Source organism: Xanthomonas sp. 3058 (assembly GCF_014199765.1).
GTDB lineage: Bacteria > Pseudomonadota > Gammaproteobacteria > Xanthomonadales > Xanthomonadaceae > Xanthomonas > Xanthomonas campestris_B.
In genome coordinates, this window is sequence record NZ_JACHOF010000002.1 from 187,570 (window position 1) to 210,124 (window position 22,555).

At 66.4% G+C, this 22,555-nt stretch carries 23 protein-coding genes; 15 read left to right on the plus strand and 8 right to left on the minus strand.

Annotated features, from left to right (window positions below; genetic code table 11):
• Window positions 1–84 precede the first annotated feature (84 nt).
• The 3 genes from GGR61_RS04765 to GGR61_RS04775 form a co-directional block, all read right to left on the minus strand.
• The gene (locus GGR61_RS04765; RefSeq protein WP_184620617.1) at window positions 85–1,107 is read right to left on the minus strand and encodes a LacI family DNA-binding transcriptional regulator; all 1,023 of its coding nucleotides are present in this window, start codon (window positions 1,105–1,107) and stop codon (window positions 85–87) included.
• A gap of 347 nt (window positions 1,108–1,454) precedes the next feature.
• A complete protein-coding gene (locus GGR61_RS04770; RefSeq protein WP_184408125.1) occupies window positions 1,455–1,724 on the minus strand; it encodes a BolA family protein in 270 nt (89 codons plus the stop codon).
• The gene (locus GGR61_RS04775; RefSeq protein WP_184620618.1) at window positions 1,721–2,020 is read right to left on the minus strand and encodes a YciI family protein; all 300 of its coding nucleotides are present in this window, start codon (window positions 2,018–2,020) and stop codon (window positions 1,721–1,723) included. Before GGR61_RS04775 ends, GGR61_RS04770 begins: the two co-directional genes overlap by 4 nt.
• A gap of 364 nt (window positions 2,021–2,384) precedes the next feature.
• On the opposite strand from GGR61_RS04775, the gene GGR61_RS04780 reads away from it, so the two are divergent.
• The 3 genes from GGR61_RS04780 to GGR61_RS04790 are packed head-to-tail and all read left to right on the plus strand — an operon-like array spanning window position 2,385 to window position 6,154.
• Window positions 2,385–3,290, plus strand: coding sequence for a ScpA family protein (locus tag GGR61_RS04780; protein WP_184408123.1), 906 nt, complete (start codon window positions 2,385–2,387; stop codon window positions 3,288–3,290).
• Entirely contained in the window at window positions 3,268–4,512 is a 1,245-nt protein-coding gene (scpB, locus tag GGR61_RS04785) for an SMC-Scp complex subunit ScpB (protein ID WP_260286884.1), read from the plus strand. The genes GGR61_RS04780 and scpB overlap by 23 nt, the downstream gene beginning before the upstream one ends.
• Window positions 4,505–6,154 (plus strand): pseudouridine synthase, encoded by a 1,650-nt coding sequence (locus GGR61_RS04790; protein ID WP_184620620.1) that lies wholly within the window; start codon window positions 4,505–4,507, stop codon window positions 6,152–6,154. Before scpB ends, GGR61_RS04790 begins: the two co-directional genes overlap by 8 nt.
• A 328-nt stretch (window positions 6,155–6,482) precedes the next feature.
• Here the strand turns inward: GGR61_RS04790 and GGR61_RS04795 are convergent, their stop codons facing one another.
• The gene (locus GGR61_RS04795) at window positions 6,483–6,920 is read right to left on the minus strand and encodes a hypothetical protein (RefSeq protein WP_184408120.1); all 438 of its coding nucleotides are present in this window, start codon (window positions 6,918–6,920) and stop codon (window positions 6,483–6,485) included.
• Window positions 6,921–7,083: 163 nt separating this feature from the next.
• Here GGR61_RS04795 and GGR61_RS04800 point away from each other — a divergent pair, with 163 nt between their 5' ends.
• Window positions 7,084–7,854 carry a glutaminyl-peptide cyclotransferase gene (locus GGR61_RS04800; RefSeq protein ID WP_184620621.1) on the plus strand — a complete coding sequence of 257 codons (771 nt, stop codon included), beginning with the start codon at window positions 7,084–7,086 and terminating at the stop codon, window positions 7,852–7,854.
• Window positions 7,855–7,947: 93 nt separating this feature from the next.
• Here GGR61_RS04800 and GGR61_RS04805 read toward each other — a convergent pair whose 3' ends face one another.
• The gene (locus GGR61_RS04805) at window positions 7,948–8,748 is read right to left on the minus strand and encodes an amidohydrolase (RefSeq protein WP_184620622.1); all 801 of its coding nucleotides are present in this window, start codon (window positions 8,746–8,748) and stop codon (window positions 7,948–7,950) included.
• 156 nt (window positions 8,749–8,904) lie between these two features.
• Entirely contained in the window at window positions 8,905–10,053 is a 1,149-nt protein-coding gene (locus tag GGR61_RS04810) for a pyridoxal phosphate-dependent aminotransferase (protein WP_184620623.1), read from the minus strand.
• A gap of 227 nt (window positions 10,054–10,280) precedes the next feature.
• On the opposite strand from GGR61_RS04810, the gene ccmA reads away from it, so the two are divergent.
• The 11 genes from ccmA to GGR61_RS04865 all read left to right on the plus strand — a co-directional run bounded on the left by ccmA (window position 10,281) and on the right by GGR61_RS04865 (window position 19,077).
• Window positions 10,281–10,925: a heme ABC exporter ATP-binding protein CcmA gene (ccmA, locus tag GGR61_RS04815; RefSeq protein ID WP_184620624.1), complete on the plus strand. Its 645-nt coding sequence runs from the start codon at window positions 10,281–10,283 to the stop codon at window positions 10,923–10,925.
• Complete coding sequence (gene ccmB / locus GGR61_RS04820; RefSeq protein ID WP_184408115.1) at window positions 10,922–11,617, plus strand: heme exporter protein CcmB; 696 nt, start codon at window positions 10,922–10,924, stop codon at window positions 11,615–11,617. The genes ccmA and ccmB overlap by 4 nt, the downstream gene beginning before the upstream one ends.
• Before the next feature lie 113 nt (window positions 11,618–11,730).
• Window positions 11,731–12,483 carry a heme ABC transporter permease CcmC gene (ccmC, locus tag GGR61_RS04825; RefSeq protein WP_184620625.1) on the plus strand — a complete coding sequence of 251 codons (753 nt, stop codon included), beginning with the start codon at window positions 11,731–11,733 and terminating at the stop codon, window positions 12,481–12,483.
• Complete coding sequence (gene ccmD / locus GGR61_RS21050) at window positions 12,480–12,650, plus strand: heme exporter protein CcmD (protein ID WP_184620626.1); 171 nt, start codon at window positions 12,480–12,482, stop codon at window positions 12,648–12,650. Before ccmC ends, ccmD begins: the two co-directional genes overlap by 4 nt.
• Window positions 12,647–13,117: a cytochrome c maturation protein CcmE gene (ccmE, locus tag GGR61_RS04835; RefSeq protein ID WP_184620627.1), complete on the plus strand. Its 471-nt coding sequence runs from the start codon at window positions 12,647–12,649 to the stop codon at window positions 13,115–13,117. Before ccmD ends, ccmE begins: the two co-directional genes overlap by 4 nt.
• 165 nt (window positions 13,118–13,282) lie before the next feature.
• Window positions 13,283–15,220: a heme lyase CcmF/NrfE family subunit gene (locus GGR61_RS04840; protein ID WP_184620628.1), complete on the plus strand. Its 1,938-nt coding sequence runs from the start codon at window positions 13,283–13,285 to the stop codon at window positions 15,218–15,220.
• On the plus strand, window positions 15,213–15,815 hold the full coding sequence (locus tag GGR61_RS04845; RefSeq protein WP_184620629.1) for a DsbE family thiol:disulfide interchange protein: 603 nt from the start codon (window positions 15,213–15,215) through the stop codon (window positions 15,813–15,815). The genes GGR61_RS04840 and GGR61_RS04845 overlap by 8 nt, the downstream gene beginning before the upstream one ends.
• The gene (locus GGR61_RS04850; protein WP_184408109.1) at window positions 15,812–16,246 is read left to right on the plus strand and encodes a cytochrome c-type biogenesis protein; all 435 of its coding nucleotides are present in this window, start codon (window positions 15,812–15,814) and stop codon (window positions 16,244–16,246) included. The genes GGR61_RS04845 and GGR61_RS04850 overlap by 4 nt, the downstream gene beginning before the upstream one ends.
• Entirely contained in the window at window positions 16,246–17,247 is a 1,002-nt protein-coding gene (locus GGR61_RS04855; RefSeq protein ID WP_184620630.1) for a tetratricopeptide repeat protein, read from the plus strand. Before GGR61_RS04850 ends, GGR61_RS04855 begins: the two co-directional genes overlap by 1 nt.
• Window positions 17,248–17,458: 211 nt before the next feature.
• A complete protein-coding gene (locus tag GGR61_RS04860) occupies window positions 17,459–18,661 on the plus strand; it encodes a homoserine O-acetyltransferase (protein WP_184620631.1) in 1,203 nt (400 codons plus the stop codon).
• Window positions 18,662–18,816: 155 nt separating this feature from the next.
• A complete protein-coding gene (locus GGR61_RS04865; protein ID WP_260286885.1) occupies window positions 18,817–19,077 on the plus strand; it encodes a DUF1294 domain-containing protein in 261 nt (86 codons plus the stop codon).
• A 55-nt stretch (window positions 19,078–19,132) separates the two neighbouring features.
• On the opposite strand, the gene cydC is transcribed toward GGR61_RS04865, so the two are convergent.
• Both cydC and cydD read right to left on the minus strand, forming a co-directional pair.
• The gene (gene cydC / locus GGR61_RS04870; protein WP_184620633.1) at window positions 19,133–20,809 is read right to left on the minus strand and encodes a thiol reductant ABC exporter subunit CydC; all 1,677 of its coding nucleotides are present in this window, start codon (window positions 20,807–20,809) and stop codon (window positions 19,133–19,135) included.
• Window positions 20,806–22,548, minus strand: coding sequence for a thiol reductant ABC exporter subunit CydD (gene cydD, locus GGR61_RS04875; RefSeq protein WP_184620738.1), 1,743 nt, complete (start codon window positions 22,546–22,548; stop codon window positions 20,806–20,808). Before cydD ends, cydC begins: the two co-directional genes overlap by 4 nt.
• Window positions 22,549–22,555: the final 7 nt, after the last annotated feature.

Sequence of the window (22,555 nt, forward strand, 5' to 3'; positions counted from 1 at the left end):
CGTTGCGACTTGCAGGAACGACCGCTGCGGGGGGCAGCGGGAGCGGACAGAACGTCCGCGAAAAAGGTCAGGGCGTTCGAACGATCAGGAGGCCAGCTCGGCGGCACCGCAGGACGCGCGGATCACCAATTCCGGCGTGAGCAGCTGGCGCATGCCGTCGTCGTGGCCGGGCTGCTCGACCAGCCGCATCAGCCGGGTCATCGCCTGCTCGCCCAGGCGCGCGATGCTGACCCGCATCGTGGTCAGCGCCGGGTGGACGAAACGGGCCAGCGGGATATCGTCGAAGCCAGCCAGCGCCACCTCGCCGGGCACCGATACGTCGGCCTGGACAAACGCGTACAGGCAGCCCAGCGCGGTCATGTCGTTGGCGGCAAACACCGCATCGGGCAAGGCCCCATCGGCCAGCATCGCCAGCCCGGCGCGATGGCCGGAGGCTTCATCGAAGTCGCCCGCGTATTCGATGCCCTGCGCCTGGGTGCCGTGCGCGGCAATCGCATCACGGAATCCGCGCAGGCGTTCGCGCGCATCGAAATTGAGCGCCGGTCCACCAATGAAGGCGATGCGCCGATGTCCGGCCGCCAACAGATGCTCGGTCATGGCCATGGCGCCGGCATGGTCGTCGATGCTCAGTACCGGGTAGTCGGCGCCCGGCAGGTGCGCGTTGATCAAGACCGTCGGCAGCGCCTGCGGCAGGTTGTCGGTGAGGAATCCCGGCTGTTCGGCATACGGCGACAGCACCAGCAGGCCATCCACGCGCCCGCGCATCGCGCGCAGTGCCCTGCCCTGCGCTTCCGGATCGCCGTGGTAACTGGACACCAACAGATGCTGGCCGGCCGCGCGCGCGGCGCCGTCGATGCCACGGATCAGCTCGGAAAAGAATTCGCCATACAGGTCGGGCAACACCACGCCCAGGGTCTGGGTGCGACGGCTGCTCAAGCTGCGCGCCGCTGCATGCGGGCTGTAGCGCAGGCGTTGCGCTACCTCCAGCACCTGCTGGCGCACCGGGCCGGCAACGTTCTCGTGCCCATTGAGCGCACGCGACACCGTTGCAACAGAGACCTGTGCTTCTCGAGCGACATCTTTGATGGTGACCGCACCATTGGCCATTCGTGTCGCCCTCCGCGACCGAGTTCCCAAAACTGGCGCGGACTGTAAGCGTTTTCATACAAGGGCGTAAACCCCTGTGAGAACGGCTGTGAAAACGCTTACAGATCAAGCATCTACGAATGATGGCGAAGTGAAATATTCTGCTGCGTCGCAACAATCACGCACGACTGCGTCCACAAACGAAGTACCACGGCGGTCACGCTTGATGCGGCGCCTGGCTCGTACGATGGCCGGCAGACACACAGGGACATCGGTATCGCGTCAGGTGCGGCGCCTGCTGGATGCCCACGCCGACCGTGGCGGTCGGCACGGTTGTGGTCGCAGCCCGCTCCGCGACATCGGCCGGCCTACCCCGCTTCGCCCGGCGCGAAGGCTTCGATCGACAACGCATGGATATCGGTCTGCATCATCTCGCCGACTGCGGCGTAGACCGCGCGGTGACGGGCCAACGGGGCTTTGCCGGCAAACGCGGCGCTGACCACGCGCACATTGAAGTGACCACGCCCATCGCGCGCGCCGGCATGCCCGGCATGCCGATGGCTATCGTCCACCACGTCCAGCTCGGTCGGCGCCAGCGCAGACTGCAGCGCGGTGCGGATCCGCTCGACCCGGCTCATGGCAGCACCTTGCGGAACGGGCGAACCTCGGTGCGCCCATACACGCCGGCTGCCACGTAGGGATCGGCATCGGCCCAGGCGCGCGCGTCTTCCAGGGCGTCGAATTCGGCGATGACCACACTGCCGCTGAAACCGGCCGGGCCCGGATCTTCGGCATTGATGGCCGGACATGGGCCGGCCACCAGCAACCGCCCGGCCGCCGCAAGCGCCTGCAAACGCGCCAGATGCGCCGGTCGCGCCTGCTGCCGCGCCGCCAACGCGTCGGCCCGGTCATACCCTTCGATTACGTACCACACATGCCACCTCGCCAAGACTTGAAGATCACTGCAGGGATTCTAGCCGCGTCAGCGCTGGACACCGCCCCCGCGCACGCATTACCCTTGACACCTACTGCACACGCAACCGGACGCAGCGGCGCGTCGGACCAGGCACACGCCTCACCCGACGACTGATTCGCTGCCCACCGCCGGCCCGCGTAGACGACCTCCTCGCTGTTCCGTCGCCGCATGCCACGTGGCGCCTGTTTTATGTGGATTGGCGTATGTGGATTTGTAAGATCGTGCCGGCACGGGCACGACATTGATCGCAATAACTCAAGGCAAAGCCCTGCAGGCGCGGCTCAGATCGCGGCCGGCGACCGTAACACCCGATGTCGACCTGATGAATTCCGAACTCGCGCACGACGCGAATCCGCCAGCCACGAGCGCGCCGCCACAACAGCAGGAAATGCCGCTGGCGGTGGTGCATGGGCAACCGGTGCTGCAGATCCCACAGGATCTGTATATCCCGCCGGATGCGCTGGAAGTCATCCTGGACGCCTTCGAAGGTCCGCTGGACCTGCTGCTGTATCTGATCCGCCGCCAGAACCTGGACATTCTGGATATCCCCGTCGCCGAAATCACCCGGCAGTACGTGGACTACATCAATGTGATGCAGGAGCTGCGCTTCGAACTGGCCGCTGAATATCTGGTGATGGCCGCGATCCTGGCCGAGATCAAATCGCGCATGCTGTTGCCGCGCCCCCCGAGCCAGGACGGCGAAGAGGACGACCCGCGCGCCGAGCTGGTGCGCCGGCTGCAGGAGTACGAGCGCTTCAAGCAGGCGGCCGAGGATCTGGACACCCTCCCCCGCATGGGCCGCGACAGTGCGCCGGTGCAGGCACATCTGCCCGAGCGCGCCGCAGTCAAGCTGCCGCCGCCGGTGGAATTGAAAGAAATGCTGATGGCGCTGTACGACGTGCTCAAGCGCGCCGAACTGTTCACCGGCCATGCGATCAAGCGCGAGGCGCTGAGTGTGCGCCAGCGCATGGGCGATGTGCTGAGCCGTCTGGACGATGGCAAGTTCTACCGTTTCGAATCGCTGTTCACTGCCGAAGAAGGCAAGCTCGGCGTGCTGGTCACCTTCCTGGCGCTGCTCGAATTGGCCAAGGAGCAGTTGCTGGACATCGTGCAGGAAGCGCCGCTGGCGCCGATCTATGTGAAGTCCCTGGCCTTGGGCAATACCAATGCGCCGTTGCAATTCTCCAGCGAATTCGACGACAGCGATGCCGCCAACGAACCTATCTGAAGCCGATCACCGAATGGATCAAGCGTTGATCACCCGCATTATCGAAGCCGCCCTGTTGGCCAGCAGCCAGCCGCTGACGCTGGCGCAGCTGCAGGGGCTGTTTCCCGAAGAAGAGCCGGCGCCGCCAGGCAGCGTCGAGCGCGCGCTGGAACTGCTGCGCGAGGGCTGCGCCGAACGCGGGGTGGAACTGGTCGAGGTGGCCTCGGGCTTCCGCTTCCAGGTCAAGGCCGACGTGCATGGCTGGGTCGCCCGGCTGTGGACCGAGCGCCGCACCAAGTACACCCGCGCCACGCTGGAGACCCTGGCGCTGATCGCATACCGCCAGCCGATCACCCGTGGCGAGATCGAACAGGTGCGCGGGGTGGCGGTCAGCAGCAACATCATCCAGGCGCTGGAAGAACGCGAGTGGATCCGCGTGGTCGGCCACCGCGACGTGCCCGGCAAGCCGGCGCTGTTCGGTACCACCAAGGGCTTTCTGGATTACTTCGGGCTCAAGCGATTGGACGAGCTGCCGCCATTGTCTGAGTTGAAGGACATCGCCGAGCTCGAACCGCAGCTGCCGCTGGACCGCGACGGGCAACTGGATGGCGCGGTGCCGGCATCGGCGGCGATGGATGCAGCAAGCGATGAAGCCGGCGCGGATTCGGACGCAGGTCCGCAGACGGCCGATGCAGACGGCGCCAATGCCGATGCAGCGGCGGCTGCGGCGACCGGCGCGAATACGGAGGCGAATGTTGGCGCTGACGCAGACGCTGACCAGGGCGACGATGCGCCGGAACACCGCGACGCCGACGCCTTGCCAGACCCGGACAGCACGACCGAAGCAACCAGCGACACCGATGACGAAACGCACGTCGATCCTGCTGTTGGAACGACTGTTGATGCCACTGCCGATGCTGACGATCACGCAGCCAGCACCGCGGCCGCATTGCGTGACCAACAAGACCACGATGACGGCCAGGTCGATGACCACGCCAGCGCCGATGCGTTGAGTAACGACACACCGCAGCACCCCGAGCATGCCTCGGCGCAGGACCCGAATACGTTGGACCCAGATGACGCCCGTGAGGGCGACCCCGACACCGCGCCGGGAACGCGCGCGGATGCAGTGAACGAAGACGAAGACAACGCCGTCGCGACGACGACCGTGGCTGTTGACGAAGCCGATTCCGACCCAGAGGCCGACCCAGAACGCGTCGGCCGGAGCCAGACACATGAGTGACACCCCCCGCAAGCTGTCGTTGAACAAGCTTTCCCTCAAGCGCGACAGCGCGCCCGAAGCGCCCAAGCTGGAAGAGCGCCTGCACAAGGTGCTGGCCCAGGCCGGCCTGGGCTCGCGCCGCGCGCTGGAACAGCGCATTGCCGATGGCCTGATCAAGGTCAATGGCGCCGTCGCGCAGACCGGCATGTCGGTGCGCAGTGGCGACAAGATCGAACTGGATGGCCGCAGCTTCGTGGCCAGCGCGCTGACCGAACCGGCGCGCGTGCTGATCTACAACAAGCCCGAAGGCGAAGTGACCACCCGCGAAGATCCCGAAGGCCGCCCGACCGTGTTCGAGTCGCTGCCGGCATTGAAGGGCTCGCGCTGGATCGCCATCGGCCGGCTGGACATCAACACCACCGGCCTGCTGCTGCTGACCACCGACGGTGAGTTGGCCAACGCGATGATGCATCCCTCCTACGAGGTCGAACGCGAATACGTGGTGCGCGTGCGTGCCCCGGAAGGCGAAGAAAAAGTGTCCGACGCCATTATCGAGCGGCTGTCGCGCGGCGTGCTGCTGGAAGACGGCGGTGCCAAGTTCGACGAGATCGAACGCATCGGCGGCACCGACTCGCACGACTGGTTCCGCGTGGTGGTCAAGGAAGGCCGCAACCGCGAAGTGCGTCGCCTGTGGGAATCGCAGGGCTGCCAGGTCAGTCGCCTCAAGCGCAGCCGCTACGGCAAGATCTCGCTGCCGCGCGAACTGCTGCGCGGGCAGTCGGTGGAAGTGGCGCAGGACAAGGTCGACGCCCTGCGCGCCGAACTGAAGCTGGAAGAAGGCGCGCCGTCGGCGCTGACGCTGCAGCCGGTGATCGGCCAGCGTCGCGCCGCCAAGTCCACCGTGCACGTCTCGCGCGATGGCCGCAGCAATGCCTACGTCAACGGCCAGACCTCCGGCGCCGACGAAGGCCGCGAACTGCGTCGCTTCGACAACCTGCGCGAAGACCGCGGCGGCCGTGGCCGTGGCAAGCCGGGCGGTTTCCGTGGCGGCCTGACCGTCAGCGGCGAAGCTGCGGCCAAGCAGTCGCAGCAGCGCCCGTTCAAGCCGCGCGCTCCCGGCAAGGGCGACCGTGCGCTGCCCGATGGCAACCCGGCCGCGTTCCGCAGCTGGTACGTGCCCGATGGCGTGAGCACCGGCCCCAGCGGCCACCGCAATGCCGGCCCCAGCGGTCCCGGCACCGGCCAGGCGCGTCCTTACGCCAAGAAGGGTCCAGGCGGTGCGCGTCCAGGTGCCGGTGGCCCGAGCAATGGCCGTCCCGGTGCAGGCGGCCCAGGGCGTGGCGGCGCCGGTGGCGGACAGGGTCAGTCGCAGGGTCAAAGCCAGGGTCAGCGCAAGCACCCGTATGGCCATCCGGGCAATGCACCGAGCTTTCCGTCCGATCATGCCAACCCGGGCTTCAGCCCGTATGGTGCGGCACGTCCGGCGGCCGGGCGCCCGACCGGCGCACGTGCAGGCGGCCCCGGTGGCAACCGTGCTCCGGGCGGTAATCGCGGTCCCGGTGGTCCGGGCGGCGCGCCGCGTGGTCCTGGCGGCCCCGGTGGTCGTCCCCCGGGCGGCGGCAATCGTCGCCCGCCAGGTGGCGGCGGTAATCGCGGCCGCTGAGGTGCGGCACGCGCAATAAAAAAACGGCCCTGCAAAGGGCCGTTTTTATGTGTGCAGCAAATCGCGTATGACGTGGCGGTTGGTTGCAGCGACGACGACGTTGTACACCACACCCATGCGATCAAACTCTCTGCGCGCATCGCGTCGAGGCACGCATCACGTGTCCGCAACGCGCCACGAACCCGCTGTTACGACTTGAAGCGGCCAACCGCACATGGCGGGCAATCGGTCGATGGGCGCAGACGGCGCAAAGAACCGCAGATCCATGCAGATTCCGTGCAGCTACCGCGCCTGCCTGCCAATGCGCGCAGTCGTGGTTCGGCTGCGCTTACTTGCGGCGTTCGATGACGAAGTTGCCGACGTTGACGCCCAGATCCACGCCCTCGCCCGTGCCGGCCAACGCCAGCGAAATATCGCCCTTGGTGACCACCTGAGCGGTGCTGGACTTGACCACGCCGGCATGCGCTTCGGCAGCCGCGTAAGTGCCCAACAGGTCGTTGAGGCTGTAAGCGCCGGAGAAGGTGCCGCGACCGCCGGTGATCTTGGACTTGCCGACCGTCAGACCGCCACCCTTGCTGGAAATCTTGACCGGAATCACCGCGCCGTTATCGCAGGTGATGGTGCCGGTGCCGCTGGCAGTCTTGTAGAACACCGACCAGCCCGACAGATTGAACGACAGCTTGCAGTCGATATTGCCTGCAGCCTGAGCCTGCGGAGCGAGGGTGGCGACGCCCAGCAGCGCGAGAAGAGAGAGCGACTTGATCATGTGAGCATTCCAGTGGTGAACGTGGCGCCGAGCCTAGCAGCGCCGCTGTGGCAGCCGCGACAATGTTTCGGCACCACCCAGGCGATCGTTCAGCCAATCATGGCCGACTGCGCCGACCCTCATCGAGACTGCAGCCAGGGCTTTGGCATGGGATGATCGCAGCATGCTACGTACCGCCCACGCCCTGCTCCTTGCCGCCCTGTTGCTGCCGTCCGCCGCCCACTGCCGCGAGACGATTCCGACCCAGGGCTATACCGTCGTTCGGACCTATCCACACGACACCGCCGCCTTCACCGAAGGCCTGTTCTATCGCGACGGACACCTGTACGAAAGTACCGGCGAACTGGGCCAATCCAGCGTGCGCAAGGTCGATCTGGACAGTGGTCGGGTGCTGCAACAGGTCGATATCCCACCGCCTTATTACGGCGAAGGCATCGTGGCCTGGCACGACCGCTTGATCCAGCTGACCTGGCGCAACCAGCGGGGATTCGTCTACGACCTGGCGACGCTGACGCCGCGCACGCAGTTCAGCTATCCCGGTGAGGGTTGGGCGCTGACCAGCGACGACACCAGCCTGTACATGAGCGATGGCACCGCCAGCATCCGCCGGCTGGACCCGCAGACACTGCAGCAGGTCGGCAGCATCCAGGTCACCGCGCGCGGCAAGCCGCTGGAGAACCTCAACGAACTGGAATGGGTCAAAGGCGAGCTATTGGCAAACGTCTGGCTGACCACCCGCATCGCACGCATCGACCCGGCCAGCGGCAAGGTGATCGCCTGGATCGACTTGAAGGCGCTGGTACCCGATGCCGACACGCTCACCGACTCCACCAACGATGTGCTCAACGGCATTGCCTACGACGCCAAGCGCGATCGGCTGTTTGTCACCGGCAAGCGCTGGCCGAAGATCTACGAGATCAAGCTGGCTGAGTAGCCGGGATTGGGGATTTGGGAGTGGGGATTCGCAACGGCGGGCGAGCGGACAGCTGGGGCTTTCCTGCTTGCACCAATCCCTAATCTCTAATCGCTAATCCCTGATTAAAAAGGCATCGGCATCCAGCATCGCCGGGAAGCGCGCGCGGTGTTCGGCCAGGGCCGAAGCCATGAGGGTGGTGGTGACCACTTGCGGCTGCTCGCGGATTTCCACCTGCGGCTGGCCAAGAAAATCGATCACCGCGCTGTCGCCGGCATAGTGCAACTGATTGCCATCGACACCGACGCGGTTGACCGCCGCCACAAAGCACAGGTTTTCGATCGCGCGTGCGCGCAGCAGCGTCTTCCACGCGTATGCGCGTGCGGACGGCCAGTTGGCGACGAACAGTTGCAGATCGAAATCCAGCTGGCCCGGCCGCTCGACATCGAAGCGGTTGCGGCAGAACACCGGAAAGCGCAGGTCGTAGCAGACCTGCGGATTGATCCGCCAGCCCTTCCATTCCACGCACAGGCGATCGCGCCCGGCCGCGTAACGCAGATGCTCGTTGCCGAAGCGGAACAGATGGCGCTTGTCGTAGTACTGCAGCGCGCCATCGGGCGTGGCCCACAGCAGGCGGTTGAACACGCCCTGTTCGGTGCGCACCTGCACGCTGCCGGTGATGGCGGCCCCGAGCGTTGCTGCCTGTGCACGGATCCACGCCACCGTGGGGCCGTCCATGCCTTCCGCCTTGAAGATGGCATCGTTGGAGAACCCACTGGTAAAGGTCTCCGGCAGGATCACCAGATCGGTCTGCCCGGCCAACGGCTCCAGCAACGCGCCGTAGTAATCGCGGTTGCCGGCCGGGTCATGCCAGCGGGTGTCGCCCTGGATGAGCGAGATGCGGAGGTCGTGCATATGGGACTCGGGAATGGGGAATGGAGAATCGGGATTCGGGAATCGGACGGCGAGTTTTCGTGCGGCTTCATGGCATCAGGCTTTCTGCGGATTCAGATCGAAAAGCGACCAACCGCCTTTTCGATTCCCGAATCCCCATTCCCGAATCCCAGCTCCTCAAAGCTGCTGCAAGCGCTCGATCGCCGCATCCAGCGTCGCATCGTTCTTGGCAAAGCACAGCCGCGCCAAACGTTGGCCGGCAGGTGCAGTCTCATAGAACGGCGACAGTGGAATCGCAGCCACGCCCTTCTCCACCGTCAGCCACTTCACGAACTCGGTGTCGGGCAGATCACTGATCGCCGAATAATCCACCAGCTGGAAATAGCCGCCGGGCACCGGCAGCGGTACCAGCCGCGTGGTCAACAGTTGCTCGCGGAAACGGTCGCGCTTGGCTTGATAGAACGCGCCCAGTTGCTCGTCGTGCTCGGGTTCGTCGCGGATCATCGCGGCGAAGGCGTGCTGGGCCGGGCCGAAGCTGGTGAAGGTGTTGTACTGGTGCACCTTGCGGAATTCGGCGCTCAATGCAGGCGGCGCGATCGCGTAGCCGATCTTCCAGCCGGTGCAGTGATAGGTCTTGCCGAAGCTGGAAATCACGAAGGCGCGCTCGCGCAGTTCCGGCCAGCGTAATACCGATTCGTGACGGTGGCCGTCGAACACGATGTGCTCGTAGACCTCGTCCGACAACAGCAAGATATCGGTGCCGCGCAGCAGCTCGGTCAGCGCCTGCATGTCGGCCGCCGACAGCATCGCCCCGGAGGGGTTATGCGGCGAGTTGATCATCAGCAGGCGCGTCTTCGGCGTGATCGCCGCGCGCAGCGCCTGCCAATCGACCGCGAAGGTCTGCGGATCCAGCGCCACGTGCACCGCACGCGCGCCAGCCAGGTCGATGGCCGGTTCGTAGCAATCGTAGGCCGGGTCGAGCACGATGACTTCCTCGCCGGCCCGCACCACCGCGTGGATGGCGTTGAAGATCGCCTCGGTAGCGCCGCTGGTGACGGTGATCTCGCTGTCGGCATCGACCTGCGCGCCATAGCAGCGCTGCGCCTTGCCGGCGATGGCCAGGCGCAACGCCGCCACGCCGGTCATCGGCGGGTACTGATTGTGGCCGGCGCGCATGGCGCGCTCGAGCTCGTCGACCAGCCGCGATGGCACTGCGAAATCGGGAAAACCCTGGCCCAGATTCACCGCGCCGTGTTCGGCCGCCAGCTGCGACATGACGGTGAAGATGGTGGTGCCCACCTTGGGCAGCTTGGTCGTGAGGGGCATCAGGCCTGTCCGGGCAACAAACGGGGGGACCGCGAGTGTACGCAAAGCCGCCAGGCGGTTGCGCCCGGCCGATGCAAAACAGCGTTCCCGGACACATCACGCCGCCTGCAACGCCGACGCACCCGCCCCGGCGTGCCACCATCGTCGCTACAATGCGCGCCCTGTCCGGGGCGTGTGCCGCCCTGGTCCTTCCCCATGCCGTCCGACGACGGGAGCCCGCTGCGCCGATGATCGATCCGCTGCACACTGCGCCACCGCTGCTGGCGGCCCGCGCGCTGGCCTTCAGCCGCAACGAGGAGCCGGTGTTCGGTCCGCTGGATTTCCACGTCGACGCCGGCGAGGCGCTGCTGGTGCAAGGCGACAACGGCGCCGGCAAGACCACGCTGCTGCGCGTACTGGCCGGGCTGCTGCATGTGGAGCATGGGCAGATCCAGATCGATGGCAAGACCGCCCGACGCGGCGACCGTAGCCGTTTCATGGCCTATCTGGGCCACCTGCCGGGCCTGAAGGCCGACCTCAGCACGTTGGAAAACCTGCATTTTCTGTGCGGCCTGCATGGCCGCCGCGCCAAGCAGATGCCTGGCAGCGCGCTGGCCATCGTCGGCCTGGCCGGCTACGAAGATGCGCTGGTGCGGCAACTGTCGGCCGGGCAGCGCAAGCGTCTGGCGCTGGCGCGGCTGTGGTTGTCGCCGGCTCCGCTGTGGCTGCTGGACGAGCCCTACGCCAACCTGGATCTGGACGGCATCACGTTGGTCAACCGGATGATCTCCGCGCATCTGCGCGGCGGCGGTGCGGCGCTGGTGACCACCCACGGCGCCTACGCGGCGCCGCCGGTGCGCACGCGCATGCTCACGCTGGAGGTGGCGGCATGAGCCTGGATTCGCCACAGCCCTCTCTTCTGCAGGCAAGTCGCGCCCTGCTGCGTCGCGACCTGCAACTGCTGTGGCGCCGCCGCAGCGATGCGCTGCAACCGGCATTATTCGCGCTCTTGATCGTGGTGCTGTTCGCGCTCGGCCTGGGCGGACGCCCGGACCTGCTGGCGCAGGCCGCGCCGGCGGTGCTGTGGCTGGCGGTATTGCTGGCCGGCTTGCTATCGCTGGATGCATTGTTCCGCAGCGATGTGGAAGACGGCTCGATGGAGCAATGGCTGCTGGCGCCGGTGCCGCTGGCATGGCTGATCGCGGTACGTGTCGTGCTGCATTGGGCGACCAGCGCCTTGCCGTTGATCGCAGTGACGCCGCTGCTGGGCGAATTGCTGCACCTGCCGCATGACCAACTCCCGGTATTGCTGGCATCGTTGGCGCTGGGAACACCGTTACTGAGCTTGCTCGGCGCCGTGGTTGCGGCGCTGACGGTGACGATGAAACGCTCTGGTATTCTCGTGGCGTTGCTGGCGTTGCCGCTGTATGTCCCGGTGCTGGTGTTCGGGGCCGGCAGCGTGGCGGCAAGCGGGCAAGGCCAGGATGCGGTGGGTGCGTTGTTGTTGTTGGGCGCCGGATTGGTGATCGGCATGGTGCTGGCACCGCTGGCTGCGGCTGCCGCGATCCGTATTTCGTTGAGTTGAGTCGTGCAGTCGATGCGCTGTCGGTAAGCCGCTCCCCTCACTGCGTTGTTGCTGTTTCGCTGCGTTGTTGCTGTTTCGAGAGCCAATGCCATTCCAAAGGCTACTGCCATCGCATGAACGTCGTCGTCCGCTGGTTCCATCAACTCGCCTCGCCTCCGATCTTCGACCGTTTCACCGCGCGCTGGGCGCCGTGGTGCTACGCGCTGGCTGCGGTGTTGCTGGGCGTGGGCATCTGGCAGGCCTTGTTCGCGGTGCCGGCCGATTACCAGCAGGGCGACAGTTTCCGCATTCTGTATATCCACGTGCCGAGCGCGTGGATGAGCCTGTTCGTGTTCGGCCTGATGGCGTTGTATGCGGCGATTGCGCTGATCTGGCGGATCAAGATCTGCGAGATTCTGGCAATGGCCTGCGCGCCGATCGGCGCCGCGTTCACCGTCATCACCTTGCTGACCGGCAGCATCTGGGGCAAGCCGATGTGGGGCGCCTGGTGGGATTGGGACCCGCGCCTGACCACCGAGCTGATCCTGTTGTTTCTGTATCTGGGTGTGATCGGGCTGTACCAGGCCATCGATGACCGCCGTCAGGCCGCACGCGCGGCCGCGTTGCTGGCGATTGTGGGCGTGGCGCTGCTGCCGGTGATCCGCTATTCGGTGGTGTGGTGGAACTCGCTGCATCAAGGCCAGAGCATTCGCCTGCTTGGCCCGTCGAGCATCGATGCGAGCATGTTGCTGCCGTTATGGCTGATGGTGATCGGCACCAAGTTCTGGTTCGCCGGATCGCTGCTGATGCGCGCGCGCGCCGACAACCTGCGCCGCGAGGCCGGCAAGGCCTGGATCGTGCGCGATGCGCAGGAGCGCGCGGCATGAACTACCTACCCTATGTCATCGCCGCCTACGCCGTGTTCGCGCTGGTGCTGCTGTGGGATCTGATCGCCGCCCGCTGGCAGGTGCGCCGTGCCTTGAAGATCGCGCAGGCACGCCGGTTACGCGAGCGCAAGCGCGCAGTGCCCAGCGATGCGGAGCTGATCCGGTGAACCCGCAACGGCGCCGCCGGATGTGGTTGGTGATCGCACTGGTGCTGGCCGGCGGCCTGGCGACTACGCTGGTGGCGATGGCCTTGCAGCGCAACGTCGCCTATCTGTACACACCGTCGGAAGTGCTGCGCGGCGACGCGGGCGAGCACGCGCGCTTCCGGCTCGGCGGCATGGTCGAAAAAGGCTCGTTCCGCCGTGCGTCCGGCTCGCTGGAAGCGCAGTTCCGCGTGACCGATGGCGACGCCCAGTTGCCGGTACGCTACGACCGCATCCTGCCGGACCTGTTCCGCGAAGGTCAGGCCGTGGTCGCCACCGGCCGCATGCAGCAAGGCGTGTTCGTGGCCGAGGATGTGCTGGCCAAACACGACGAAACCTATATGCCCAAGGAAGTCGCCGACAAGATGGGCAGCGCGCACCGCAAGCACGACGTGCCGGCTGCAGCCGATCAACCGGGAGAGCTGCGTTGATCGCAACTGCGGGTGCACGGCCGAGGTGGCAGCAGAGGCGTGGGTTAGCCGACGACAGCGCGGTGCGTCCCCCCTGCTCCACCGCAGTTGCACCGAGCGCGCATCGTCATCGCGTCATCGATCCCGGCACCGGGGCATCGCTGCCCCCCCATACGCCCCTCCCCGATGCTGCCTGAGCTCGGTACTTTCCTGCTGGTGCTGGCCTTGCTGGTGGCGTTGGTGCAGGCCGCGCTGCCGCTGGCCGGCGCGCAGCGTGCACGTGCCAGCTGGATGGCGGTCGCGCGGCCGGCCGCATTGGTGCAACTCGGGCTGATCGCGGCGGCCTTCGCGCTGCTGACGCATGCGTTTTTGGTGCAGGACTTTTCGGTGCGCTATGTCGCCGAGAATTCCAACAGTCTGTTGCCGGTGATCTACCGCTACTCGGCGGTGTGGGGCGCGCACGAGGGCTCGTTGCTGCTGTGGACGTTGGTGCTGGCGCTATGGACCGGTGCGGTCGCAGTGTGGTCGCGGCAGTTGCCGGCGCAGGTCATCGCACGCGTGCTCGGGGTGATGGCGCTGGTGAGCATTGGGTTCCTGGCGTTTCTGCTGTTCACCTCCAACCCGTTTGCGCGCGTGTTCCCGGTGCCGCTGGAAGGTGCCGATCTCAATCCGCTACTGCAGGACCCGGGGCTGATCATCCATCCGCCGATGTTGTATTGCGGCTACGTCGGCTTTGCGGTGCCGTTCGCCTTCGCCATCGCGGCGCTGCTGGAAGGCCGGATGGATGCGCGCTGGCTGCGCTGGACGCGGCCGTGGACGAATGTGGCGTGGTCGATGCTCACCGTGGGGATCGCGCTGGGCAGCTGGTGGGCGTATTACGAACTGGGCTGGGGCGGTTGGTGGTTCTGGGACCCGGTGGAAAACGCCAGTTTCATGCCGTGGCTGGTGGGTACCGCGTTGCTGCATTCGCAGGCGGTCACCGAAAAACGCGGCAGCTTTGCCAGCTGGACCTTGCTGCTGGCCATTGCCGCATTTGCGTTGTCGTTGCTGGGGACCTTTCTGGTGCGCTCGGGCGTGCTGACCAGCGTGCATTCGTTTGCCGCCGACCCGTCGCGTGGACTGTTCATCCTGGTATTCCTGCTGGTGGTGGTGGGCGGCGCGTTGCTGCTGTACGCGCTCCGCGCACCGGGCATGTCTGCCAGCAACGACCCGCGCCGCGCCTTTGCCGGCAGCTCGCGCGAAACCTTGCTGCTGTTGAACAACCTGCTGCTCACCTGCGCCTGCGCGATGGTGCTGCTGGGTACGCTGTATCCGTTGCTGGCCGACGCGCTGGGTCTGGGCAAGCTGTCGGTCGGCCCGCCCTACTTCGGCACCTTGTTCGTGGTGTTGATGGCGCCGCTGGTGGCGCTGCTGCCGTTCGGCCCGCTCACGCGCTGGCAGCGCGAACAGGCATCGCGGCCGCTGGCGCTGCTGGCACCGTGGGCAGGACTGGCACTTGCCGCAGGCGTGCTGGCCTGGTTCATAGCGCCGCAGGGCCAGCTGAAAGCCGCCGTCGGCGTGGCCGGCGCGGCATGGGTGCTGCTTGGCACGGCGCGCTTCCTGTGGACCCGCCGCGCAGCCAAGGGGCGCAAATTCACTGCCGAAATGCTGGGCATGGTGCTGGCGCATCTGGGTGTTGCGGTGTTTCTGGCCGGTGCCTTGCTGGTGGAGTCGCTGAGCCTGCAACGCGAAGTCGCGTTGGCACCGGGCCAGCAGGTGCAGATCGGCCGCTACGCACTGCACTTCGATACCGTGCAAGAACTGCGCGGCCCCAATTACGTCTCCGATCGTGCCAACCTGCAGGTATTCAAGGACGATGCGCCGGTGGGCGTGCTGCATGCAGAAAAACGGCGCTATGCCAGCGGCGGACAGACCTTGACCGAGGCGGCGATCCGCCCCGGTCCGTTCGGCGACCTGTATGTCGCGCTTGGCGAGCCGCTGGGCAATCAGGCCTGGGCGGTGCGCGTCCACCTCAAACCGTTCGTCCGCTGGATCTGGCTGGGGGCGTTGCTGATGGCGCTCGGCGGCATTGTCACTGCGGCCGACCGGCGTTTTCGTCGTTCTCCGGAGATCCAAGATGGTTGAGTCACGTTCGCCCCGCCTACCCACTGCCGTACTCGTGGGTGCCATCGTGCTGCTGCTCGCACTTGCAGCGCTGCTGGTCTACGCGGTGGTGCGCTCCGGTCAGGACGATCGCGATGCCCTGCCCTCTGCGCTGATCGGCAAGCCGGCGCCGGAGTTCGCGCTGCCATTGCTGCACGACCCGAGCATCGTGGTGCATGCGCGCGAGCTACGCGGCGCGCCGTACATCATCAACGTGTGGGGCAGCTGGTGCCCGGCCTGCCGCGAAGAACACCCGGTACTGAGCCGCTTTGCGCTGACCAAGCGCGTGCGCGTGATCGGCTACAACTGGAAGGACGAGCGCGCCGATGCCTTGCGCTGGCTCGAACAACTGGGCAATCCGTATCTGCTGGTCGTGGCGGACAAGGACGGGCGCACCGCCATCGACTTCGGCATCGCTGCCGCGCCGGAGACCTTTCTGGTCGATGGGCGCGGCGTGGTGCGCTGGAAATACAGCGGCATGCTCACGCAATCGATCATCGACACCCAGTTGATTCCGATGCTGAGCAAGATCGAGCGCTCGCCCAGCGCCGCACCGGATCTGCACACCAGCCGATGATGCGTGCCTGGCTGCTGACGCTGTTGCTGTTGCCCTGGCTGGCTCTGGCCCAGCCGGTCGGCGACCCGTCGCCGCTGCACTACCGCTCGGCGGCCGAAGAAGCGCGCTTTCATGCGCTGACCGCCGAGCTGCGTTGCGTGCAGTGTCAGAACCAGTCGCTGGCCGATTCCAATGCGCAGATTGCGCAGGACCTGCGCCGCGAGGTCTTGGCGTTGATGCACGAAGGCCGCAGCGATGCGCAGATCCGCCAGTTTCTGGTCGCCCGCTATGGCGAGTTCGTGCTGTATCGCCCGCGCGTCGAATCACGTACCTGGCTGTTGTGGTTCGGTCCGCTGCTGGTGTTGTTACTCGGTGGTGCCGCGGTTGCGTTGGTGGTGCGCCGACGCAGCGTTGCAGCGCCCGCCCTGCCCGCCGATGAGCAGGAGTGGTGATGGTCGGCTTCGTGGTTGCGGTGGTGGTGCTGGCCTTGCTCGCGTTCGCCGTGGCGCTGCGGCCGCTGTGGCGAGAGGCACGCGGCCTTACCGCCAGCGTCGCGGTGTTGCTGCTGGCCGCGAGTGCGGCACTGTATTGGTTGGTCGGCACGCCGAGCGCGATCGAGCAACCGGCCAATCGACCAGCCGCGCCACGCTCGTTGGACGAAGCCATCGTGCAACTGCGCGCGGCACTGGCGCGCAATCCCGAGCAAGCCGAAGGCTGGGTATTGCTGGGGCGCTCGTTGTCCAGCCAACAGAAATTTGCCGAAGCGCGTGATGCATTTGCGCGCGCGGTTGCGTTGCGTCCGGATGAGCCGGACGTGCTGGTGGCTGCCGCGCAATCGCGCATGCTGGCCGATGACAGCGGGCGCCCGGATCCTGAAGCCACGCGTCTGCTCGAACATGCGCTGGCGCTGCAACCGAATCATCAACGCGCACGCTGGTTTCTGGGCGTGGTGCAGCGCCAGGCGGGTCAGCCGGCAAAGGCCAGCGAGACCTGGACGCCGTTGCTGCGCGTGGTCGATGCCAACACCCGTCCGGGCTTGCTCGAACAGATCAACGCCGCACGTCGTGAGGCCAAGCTGGAACCGATCCAGGCACCGGCAGCAACGGCCAACGGAAAACGGATCCAGGTGCGCGTGACGCTGGACGCCGAATTCGCCAAACGCACCGGTTTGCCTGGCGACGCCAGTGTCTTCGTGATTGCGCGCGCCGCAGACACGCCGATGCCGGTAGCGGTGGAAAAACATGCGCTGAGCGCATTGCCGTTGACCATCACCCTGGACGACGACGACAGCCCGATGCCGACGCGCACGCTGTCGTCGCTGGACAAGGTGCAGGTGCTTGCCAGGGTGTCGCGCAGCGGCAATGCGATGCGCCAGGCCGACGACGTCGAGAGCGTGCCGGTGATGGTGGAACTGCCTGCCGCCGTGCCGGTGGAGCTGGTGATCGGCCGCTGATTGTCCGCCACCTGTCGTTGCTCGCCAGGGGCCAATGGACTAAGCGCGGCCAACAACACGCAGCGCCTAATCGCACGTCGGTGATGGACGGCGCGGCGGAGCCGCAGATACGCGGATCCGCGGCGGTAGCATCACACAGCACAAGGGCTCACACCGACGCCCCAGTCCCATCCTTGCACCCGGCGCATGCCATGGCAGATAGAATTGCCACATGACTGAATTCATTCCTCCCGGCACGCGCTTCCACGCCCTGCCCTCGCCGTTTCCGATGAAGCGCGGCGGCGTGCTGCATAACGCGCGTGTCGCCTATGAAACCTGGGGAACCTTGGCCGCCGATTGCAGCAACGCCGTATTGATCGTCACTGGCCTGTCTCCCAACGCGCACGCGGCGGCCAACCACGCCAATCCAGAGCCGGGTTGGTGGGAAGCAATGGTCGGGCCGGGCAAGCCGATCGATACCGATCGCTGGTTCGTGGTCTGCGTCAATTCGCTGGGCAGCTGCAAGGGCTCGACCGGCCCGGCGTCGATCGACCCTGCCACCGGCGCGCTGTATCGCCTCACTTTTCCAGAGTTATCGATCGAAGATGTGGCCGATGCCGCAGCCGACGTGGTGCGCGCGTTGGGCATCGAACAACTGGCGTGCCTGATCGGTAACTCGATGGGCGGCATGACTGCGTTGGCATTGCTGCTGCGCCACCCCGGCATCGCGCGCAGCCATATCAACATCTCCGGCAGCGCGCAGGCGTTGCCGTTCTCGATCGCCATCCGCTCGCTGCAGCGCGAAGCCATCCGCCTGGATCCGCACTGGAACGGCGGCCATTACGACGACACGCGTTACCCGGAATCGGGCATGCGCATGGCACGCAAGCTCGGCGTGATCACCTACCGCTCGGCACTGGAATGGGACGGCCGTTTCGGCCGGGTGCGGCTGGATTCGGAACAGGCTGCCGACGATCCGTTCGGGCTGGAATTCCAGGTCGAAAGCTATCTGGAAGGCCATGCGCGCCGCTTCGTGCGCTTCTTCGATCCCAATTGCTATCTGTATCTGAGCCGCTCGATGGATTGGTTCGATCTGGCCGAGTATGTCAACGACAGGCCGGCTATCGAGGCCCGTGTCGATGGCCGGCAAGCCGACGGCTCGCATATTGCCGCGCCCCCGGACACAGATGCTTCGACAGACGCCACGGTGCTGGCCGGCCTGGCGCAGATCCGCATCGCGCGTGCGTTGGCGATCGGTGCCAATACCGACATCCTGTTCCCGGTGCAGCAACAGGAACAGATCGCCGAAGGCCTGCGCGCCGGCGGCGCCGATGCGCAGTTCCTTGGACTGGATTCGCCCCAAGGCCATGATGCGTTTCTAGTCGATTTTGCCCGCTTCGGACCTGCGGTGCGCGACTTTCTGGACGCTAGCTGATTTCCAGAACCGCACAAAAGCGTCGTGACCTGTCGCAGCGTCGTGGCCCGCCGCGCAAGACGCTGGCCGCGCTGTTTCTGATCGGCATGGCAGCGATGGTGGTTGCAGGCGAACTGCCAGCGCTGCTGGCGCTGTGGTACGCAGTTGCAAGCGTGATGGCGATGATCGCCTACCGGGGCGACAAGCGGGCAGCCCAACGCGGCCGACAACGCACACCGGAAGCGACCCTGCACCTCATCGCGCTGCTCGGCGGGTGGCCGGGGGCGTTGCTGGCGCAGCAGCTGTTCCGACACAAATCCAGCAAGGCTACCTTCCAGCTACGATTCTGGATCACTGTCGTGTTGAACATCATTGCATTGTGTTGGTCATGCCAGCAGCCTGCGGTAATGGCTGCACTACGCGCATTGCTGGAGTGAGCGGCGGACCCGCGATGCACGCACCAACCAACGCGAACATCCAGAGCAGCAGGCTTCAGGCCAACGACTCCAGCACACCTGCGCGCATGCGATAACGCCGCTGCACCACGCCGTCGGGCACGCGGTCGTGGGTGATCATCACCAGGCTGCGGTCGCCCAGCGCAGCGGAGAGATCGAGCAACAATGCGTGCGCGGTATCCACATCCAGGCCGTCGGTGGGTTCGTCCAGCAACACGATCGCTGCGTCGCGCAGCAATGCGCGCGCCAATGCCAGCCGGCGCGCCTGGCCGGCCGAGAGCGTGGCGCCGTTTTCGCCCACCCAGGTGTCCAGGCCGTTCTGCGCGGTGGCCCATGCGCGCAAGCGCACCTGATCCAGCACGGTCCACAGGGCCGCATCGCTTGCGGCGGTATCGCCGATGAGCAGGTTATCGCGCACCGTGCCGGCAAACACCGGGGCGTTCTGCGGCAGCCAGGCAATGCGCTGATGCCATTGCGTCTGCGCAAAGTGGCGCAGATCGATATCGGCATACGTCACCTGCCCCGCCTGCGGATCCCATAAACGCAGCAGCAGTGCGGACAAGGTGCTCTTGCCACTGCCGCTGTCGCCGCTGATGGCGATACGCTCGCCAGGCGCCAGCGTCAGATCCAGCGCGTGCAGCACCGGACGTGCACTGCCCGGCCAGGCAAAGCCGACCTGATGCAGTTGCAGCGTGCCGCTGCGTGGTGCATCCGTGGCCTGCGCCGGATCGGCGACCGACGGTGCCTGATCGACGATGGCCTGCAAGCGCGTGGCCGCAACGCGCGCGCCCTGCAGCGCCTGCAACGCAAGCCCGGCGCCGGCCCACACCTCGAGCAGCGCCATGGTCAAAAATACCAAGCCGGCCGCCGTTTCAGCCGCAATCCATCCGTGTCCTGCGGCACCCAGTGCCAGCCAAAGCATACAAACCAGGCCGATACCGCCGCAGAGCGCGTGCAACAGATTGCCGCCGATCAGCCGACGGCGCTGGATGCGATCGCCATCGACCACCGCAGCAGCCGCCGCATCGACCTGGTGCAGCCAGGCACCTTGCGCATCGACGGCGGCGAGATCGGCAGCACCTTCCAGTCCCTCGAACGCCTGCGTACGCAATGCGGTGCGTTGCTGCGCGCGCACTTGTTCGCGTTGCGCACCGCCGCGCGCCACCTGCCACGGCACAAGCCCGCCGATGACCACGCCGAGCACCGCCAGCAACCACGCCGCAGGCGGATACATCAACGCGGCCGCAACCATACCCGCAAGCCAGATCCCCACCAGGGCGGTCAACGGCGCCAGTGCGCGCACGCTCAGGCCATCGACTTCGCCGATGTCCGACATCAGGCGCGCCAGCAGATCGCCGGTGCGCGTGGCCGATAACCGACCCGGCGCCAGCGGCAACGCGCGGCGGAAGAACCACACACGCAGATCGCGGGCGATGCGCAGCGTGGCATCGTGGCCGATCAACTTTTCGCCATAGCGCGAGACGATGCGCGCAAAGGTCAATGCGCGAATGCCGGCCGAGGGCGAGAAGAAATTGAAGCCGGTGCCCATGCCCACGACGCCGGCCAGCGCCGCAGCGGTCAAAAAGCTGCCGGACAGGCCGAGCAGGCCCACCCCGGCGAGCATCGTGACCAGCACCAGCAATGCGGACAGCAGCAGGCGCCAGGCATGCCGGCGAAAGACATCACGCAAGCGATCGGCCGGAGCGATATTCATCGCGCCTCCATTGCGACAGTTGCGCCACGCAGGTCGATCACCGTATCGGCCCAGCGCATCACCGCGGGGCTGTGCGTCGCCAGTACCACCGCACGACCGCGCGCAAATACCCCAAGCGTGCGCAACAGGTCCGCTTCGGTGTCCGGGTCGAGAAAGGCGGTCGGTTCGTCCAGCAGCAACAGGTCCGGCTCACGCAACAGCAGCCGTGCCAACGCCACCCGCCGCGCTTCGCCACCGGACAGGCCAAAGCCGCGCTCGCCGATCACCGTATCCAGGCCCGCAGGCAACTGCGCAGCAAAGCGCAGTACCTGCGCGGCGTCGGCCACCGCGTGCAGGCGCGCGTCGCTGGCCTGCGGATCGGCCAGGCGCAGGTTGTCGGCGATGCTGCCGTGAAACAGATACGGCCGCTGCGTGGCATAGCCGATGCGTGCACCCGGACGCAGCGCCACGCTGCCCGCCTCGGCTGCAAGCCAGCCGGCCAGACCTTCCAGCAAGGTGCTCTTGCCGCTACCGCTGGCACCGATCACGGCCACACGTTGCCCAGGCTGCAAGACCAGCGAAAAATGTTCGACCACCGTGTATGGAGCGCCTGGCGGCCGTAGCGCAAGATCGCGTGCCTGCAACAGCGGTCCGTGCGCCTGCGCAGGCTCTAGCGCGCGCGCCGGCACGGTCACCCGCACCGTTGCCGATGGCGGCTCGAATCCCTCCAACAGGCGTTCGGCTTCAGCCACCGCAGCCAATGCGTTGGCACGGTCGTGGTAATGCGCGGCCAGCCGCCGCAGTGGCGCAAAGAATTCCGGTGCCAGCAGCAGGCAGAACATGCCCGCGCCCAGGGTCGGCAAGCCATGCAGATCGAGCATACCCAGATAGCTCAGGCCGAAGTACAGCGCCACGATCGCCACGCTCACCGAAGCGAAGAACTCGAGCACCGTGGACGACAGGAAGGCGATCCGCAGCACCTTGAGCGATCGCTCGCGTACGCCTTCGGCGGCAGCGGCAATGCCGCTCAACTCTGCATCGCCGCGTCCGTACACGCGCAGCAACCCGAGGCCTTTCAAGCGATCGGCAAAGTGCCCGCCCATGCGTGCCAGTTCGCCCAGCTGATCGCGCCCGGCGGCTTCGGCGCCCCAGCCCACCAGCATCATGAAAAACGGGATCAGCGGCGCAGTCAGCAACAGCACCAGGCCCACCACCCAATCGACCGAAAACACCGCAATCAGGATCAGCGGCGGCACCAACGTCATCTCGGTGCGGGCGAGCTGGTAGCCGACGAAGTAGCCCTCCAGCGCATCGGTATGCGCCAGGCTCAATTCGCCCAGTTCGCCGCTGCGTTGCCGGCGCAACCACACCGGCCCGTGCTGCACCAGGCGGCGCGCGATGCGGGCACGCAATTCGCGCTTGGCCACATCGGCCACCTCGCCGGTCAACGACTGTGCCCAGGCGTTGAGCAGGGCGCGGCCCACCAGCGCACAGACCAGCCCCGCCCCCACCTCGCGCAACTGCGTCAGCGCCAGATGCTGCACCAGCACGGCCTGCAGCAACCAGGCGATCGCCGCCGATTGTGCGAGCAACAGCAGACCGGACAGCGCCACCGCCACGCCGGCCAGGCGCCGCGCGCGCCTGGCCGGGGCAGCCAGCGCATCCAGCCATTGGCCGCGTTGACGGCGCTGGGCTGGCGTTTCGCTGGCTCGCACGCTGGGCTGGCTCACATCGCTCTCTGGGAAGACATCGTGTTGCAGGCGATTG

What these genes read in the sequence shown, in the direction of transcription:
- GGR61_RS04765 (WP_184620617.1), bottom strand. Translation starts at nt 1,107, where the DNA reads ATGGCCAATGGTGCGGTCACCATCAAAGATGTCGCTCGAGAAGCACAG.
- GGR61_RS04770 (WP_184408125.1), bottom strand. Translation starts at nt 1,724, where the DNA reads ATGAGCCGGGTCGAGCGGATCCGCACCGCGCTGCAGTCTGCGCTGGCG.
- GGR61_RS04780 (WP_184408123.1), top strand. Translation starts at nt 2,385, where the DNA reads ATGAATTCCGAACTCGCGCACGACGCGAATCCGCCAGCCACGAGCGCG.
- scpB (WP_260286884.1), top strand. Translation starts at nt 3,268, where the DNA reads ATGCCGCCAACGAACCTATCTGAAGCCGATCACCGAATGGATCAAGCG.
- GGR61_RS04790 (WP_184620620.1), top strand. Translation starts at nt 4,505, where the DNA reads ATGAGTGACACCCCCCGCAAGCTGTCGTTGAACAAGCTTTCCCTCAAG.
- GGR61_RS04795 (WP_184408120.1), bottom strand. Translation starts at nt 6,920, where the DNA reads ATGATCAAGTCGCTCTCTCTTCTCGCGCTGCTGGGCGTCGCCACCCTC.
- GGR61_RS04800 (WP_184620621.1), top strand. Translation starts at nt 7,084, where the DNA reads ATGCTACGTACCGCCCACGCCCTGCTCCTTGCCGCCCTGTTGCTGCCG.
- GGR61_RS04805 (WP_184620622.1), bottom strand. Translation starts at nt 8,748, where the DNA reads ATGCACGACCTCCGCATCTCGCTCATCCAGGGCGACACCCGCTGGCAT.
- GGR61_RS04810 (WP_184620623.1), bottom strand. Translation starts at nt 10,053, where the DNA reads ATGCCCCTCACGACCAAGCTGCCCAAGGTGGGCACCACCATCTTCACC.
- ccmA (WP_184620624.1), top strand. Translation starts at nt 10,281, where the DNA reads ATGATCGATCCGCTGCACACTGCGCCACCGCTGCTGGCGGCCCGCGCG.
- ccmB (WP_184408115.1), top strand. Translation starts at nt 10,922, where the DNA reads ATGAGCCTGGATTCGCCACAGCCCTCTCTTCTGCAGGCAAGTCGCGCC.
- ccmC (WP_184620625.1), top strand. Translation starts at nt 11,731, where the DNA reads ATGAACGTCGTCGTCCGCTGGTTCCATCAACTCGCCTCGCCTCCGATC.
- ccmD (WP_184620626.1), top strand. Translation starts at nt 12,480, where the DNA reads ATGAACTACCTACCCTATGTCATCGCCGCCTACGCCGTGTTCGCGCTG.
- GGR61_RS04840 (WP_184620628.1), top strand. Translation starts at nt 13,283, where the DNA reads ATGCTGCCTGAGCTCGGTACTTTCCTGCTGGTGCTGGCCTTGCTGGTG.
- GGR61_RS04845 (WP_184620629.1), top strand. Translation starts at nt 15,213, where the DNA reads ATGGTTGAGTCACGTTCGCCCCGCCTACCCACTGCCGTACTCGTGGGT.
- GGR61_RS04850 (WP_184408109.1), top strand. Translation starts at nt 15,812, where the DNA reads ATGATGCGTGCCTGGCTGCTGACGCTGTTGCTGTTGCCCTGGCTGGCT.
- GGR61_RS04855 (WP_184620630.1), top strand. Translation starts at nt 16,246, where the DNA reads ATGGTCGGCTTCGTGGTTGCGGTGGTGGTGCTGGCCTTGCTCGCGTTC.
- GGR61_RS04860 (WP_184620631.1), top strand. Translation starts at nt 17,459, where the DNA reads ATGACTGAATTCATTCCTCCCGGCACGCGCTTCCACGCCCTGCCCTCG.
- GGR61_RS04865 (WP_260286885.1), top strand. Translation starts at nt 18,817, where the DNA reads ATGGCGATGATCGCCTACCGGGGCGACAAGCGGGCAGCCCAACGCGGC.
- cydC (WP_184620633.1), bottom strand. Translation starts at nt 20,809, where the DNA reads ATGAATATCGCTCCGGCCGATCGCTTGCGTGATGTCTTTCGCCGGCAT.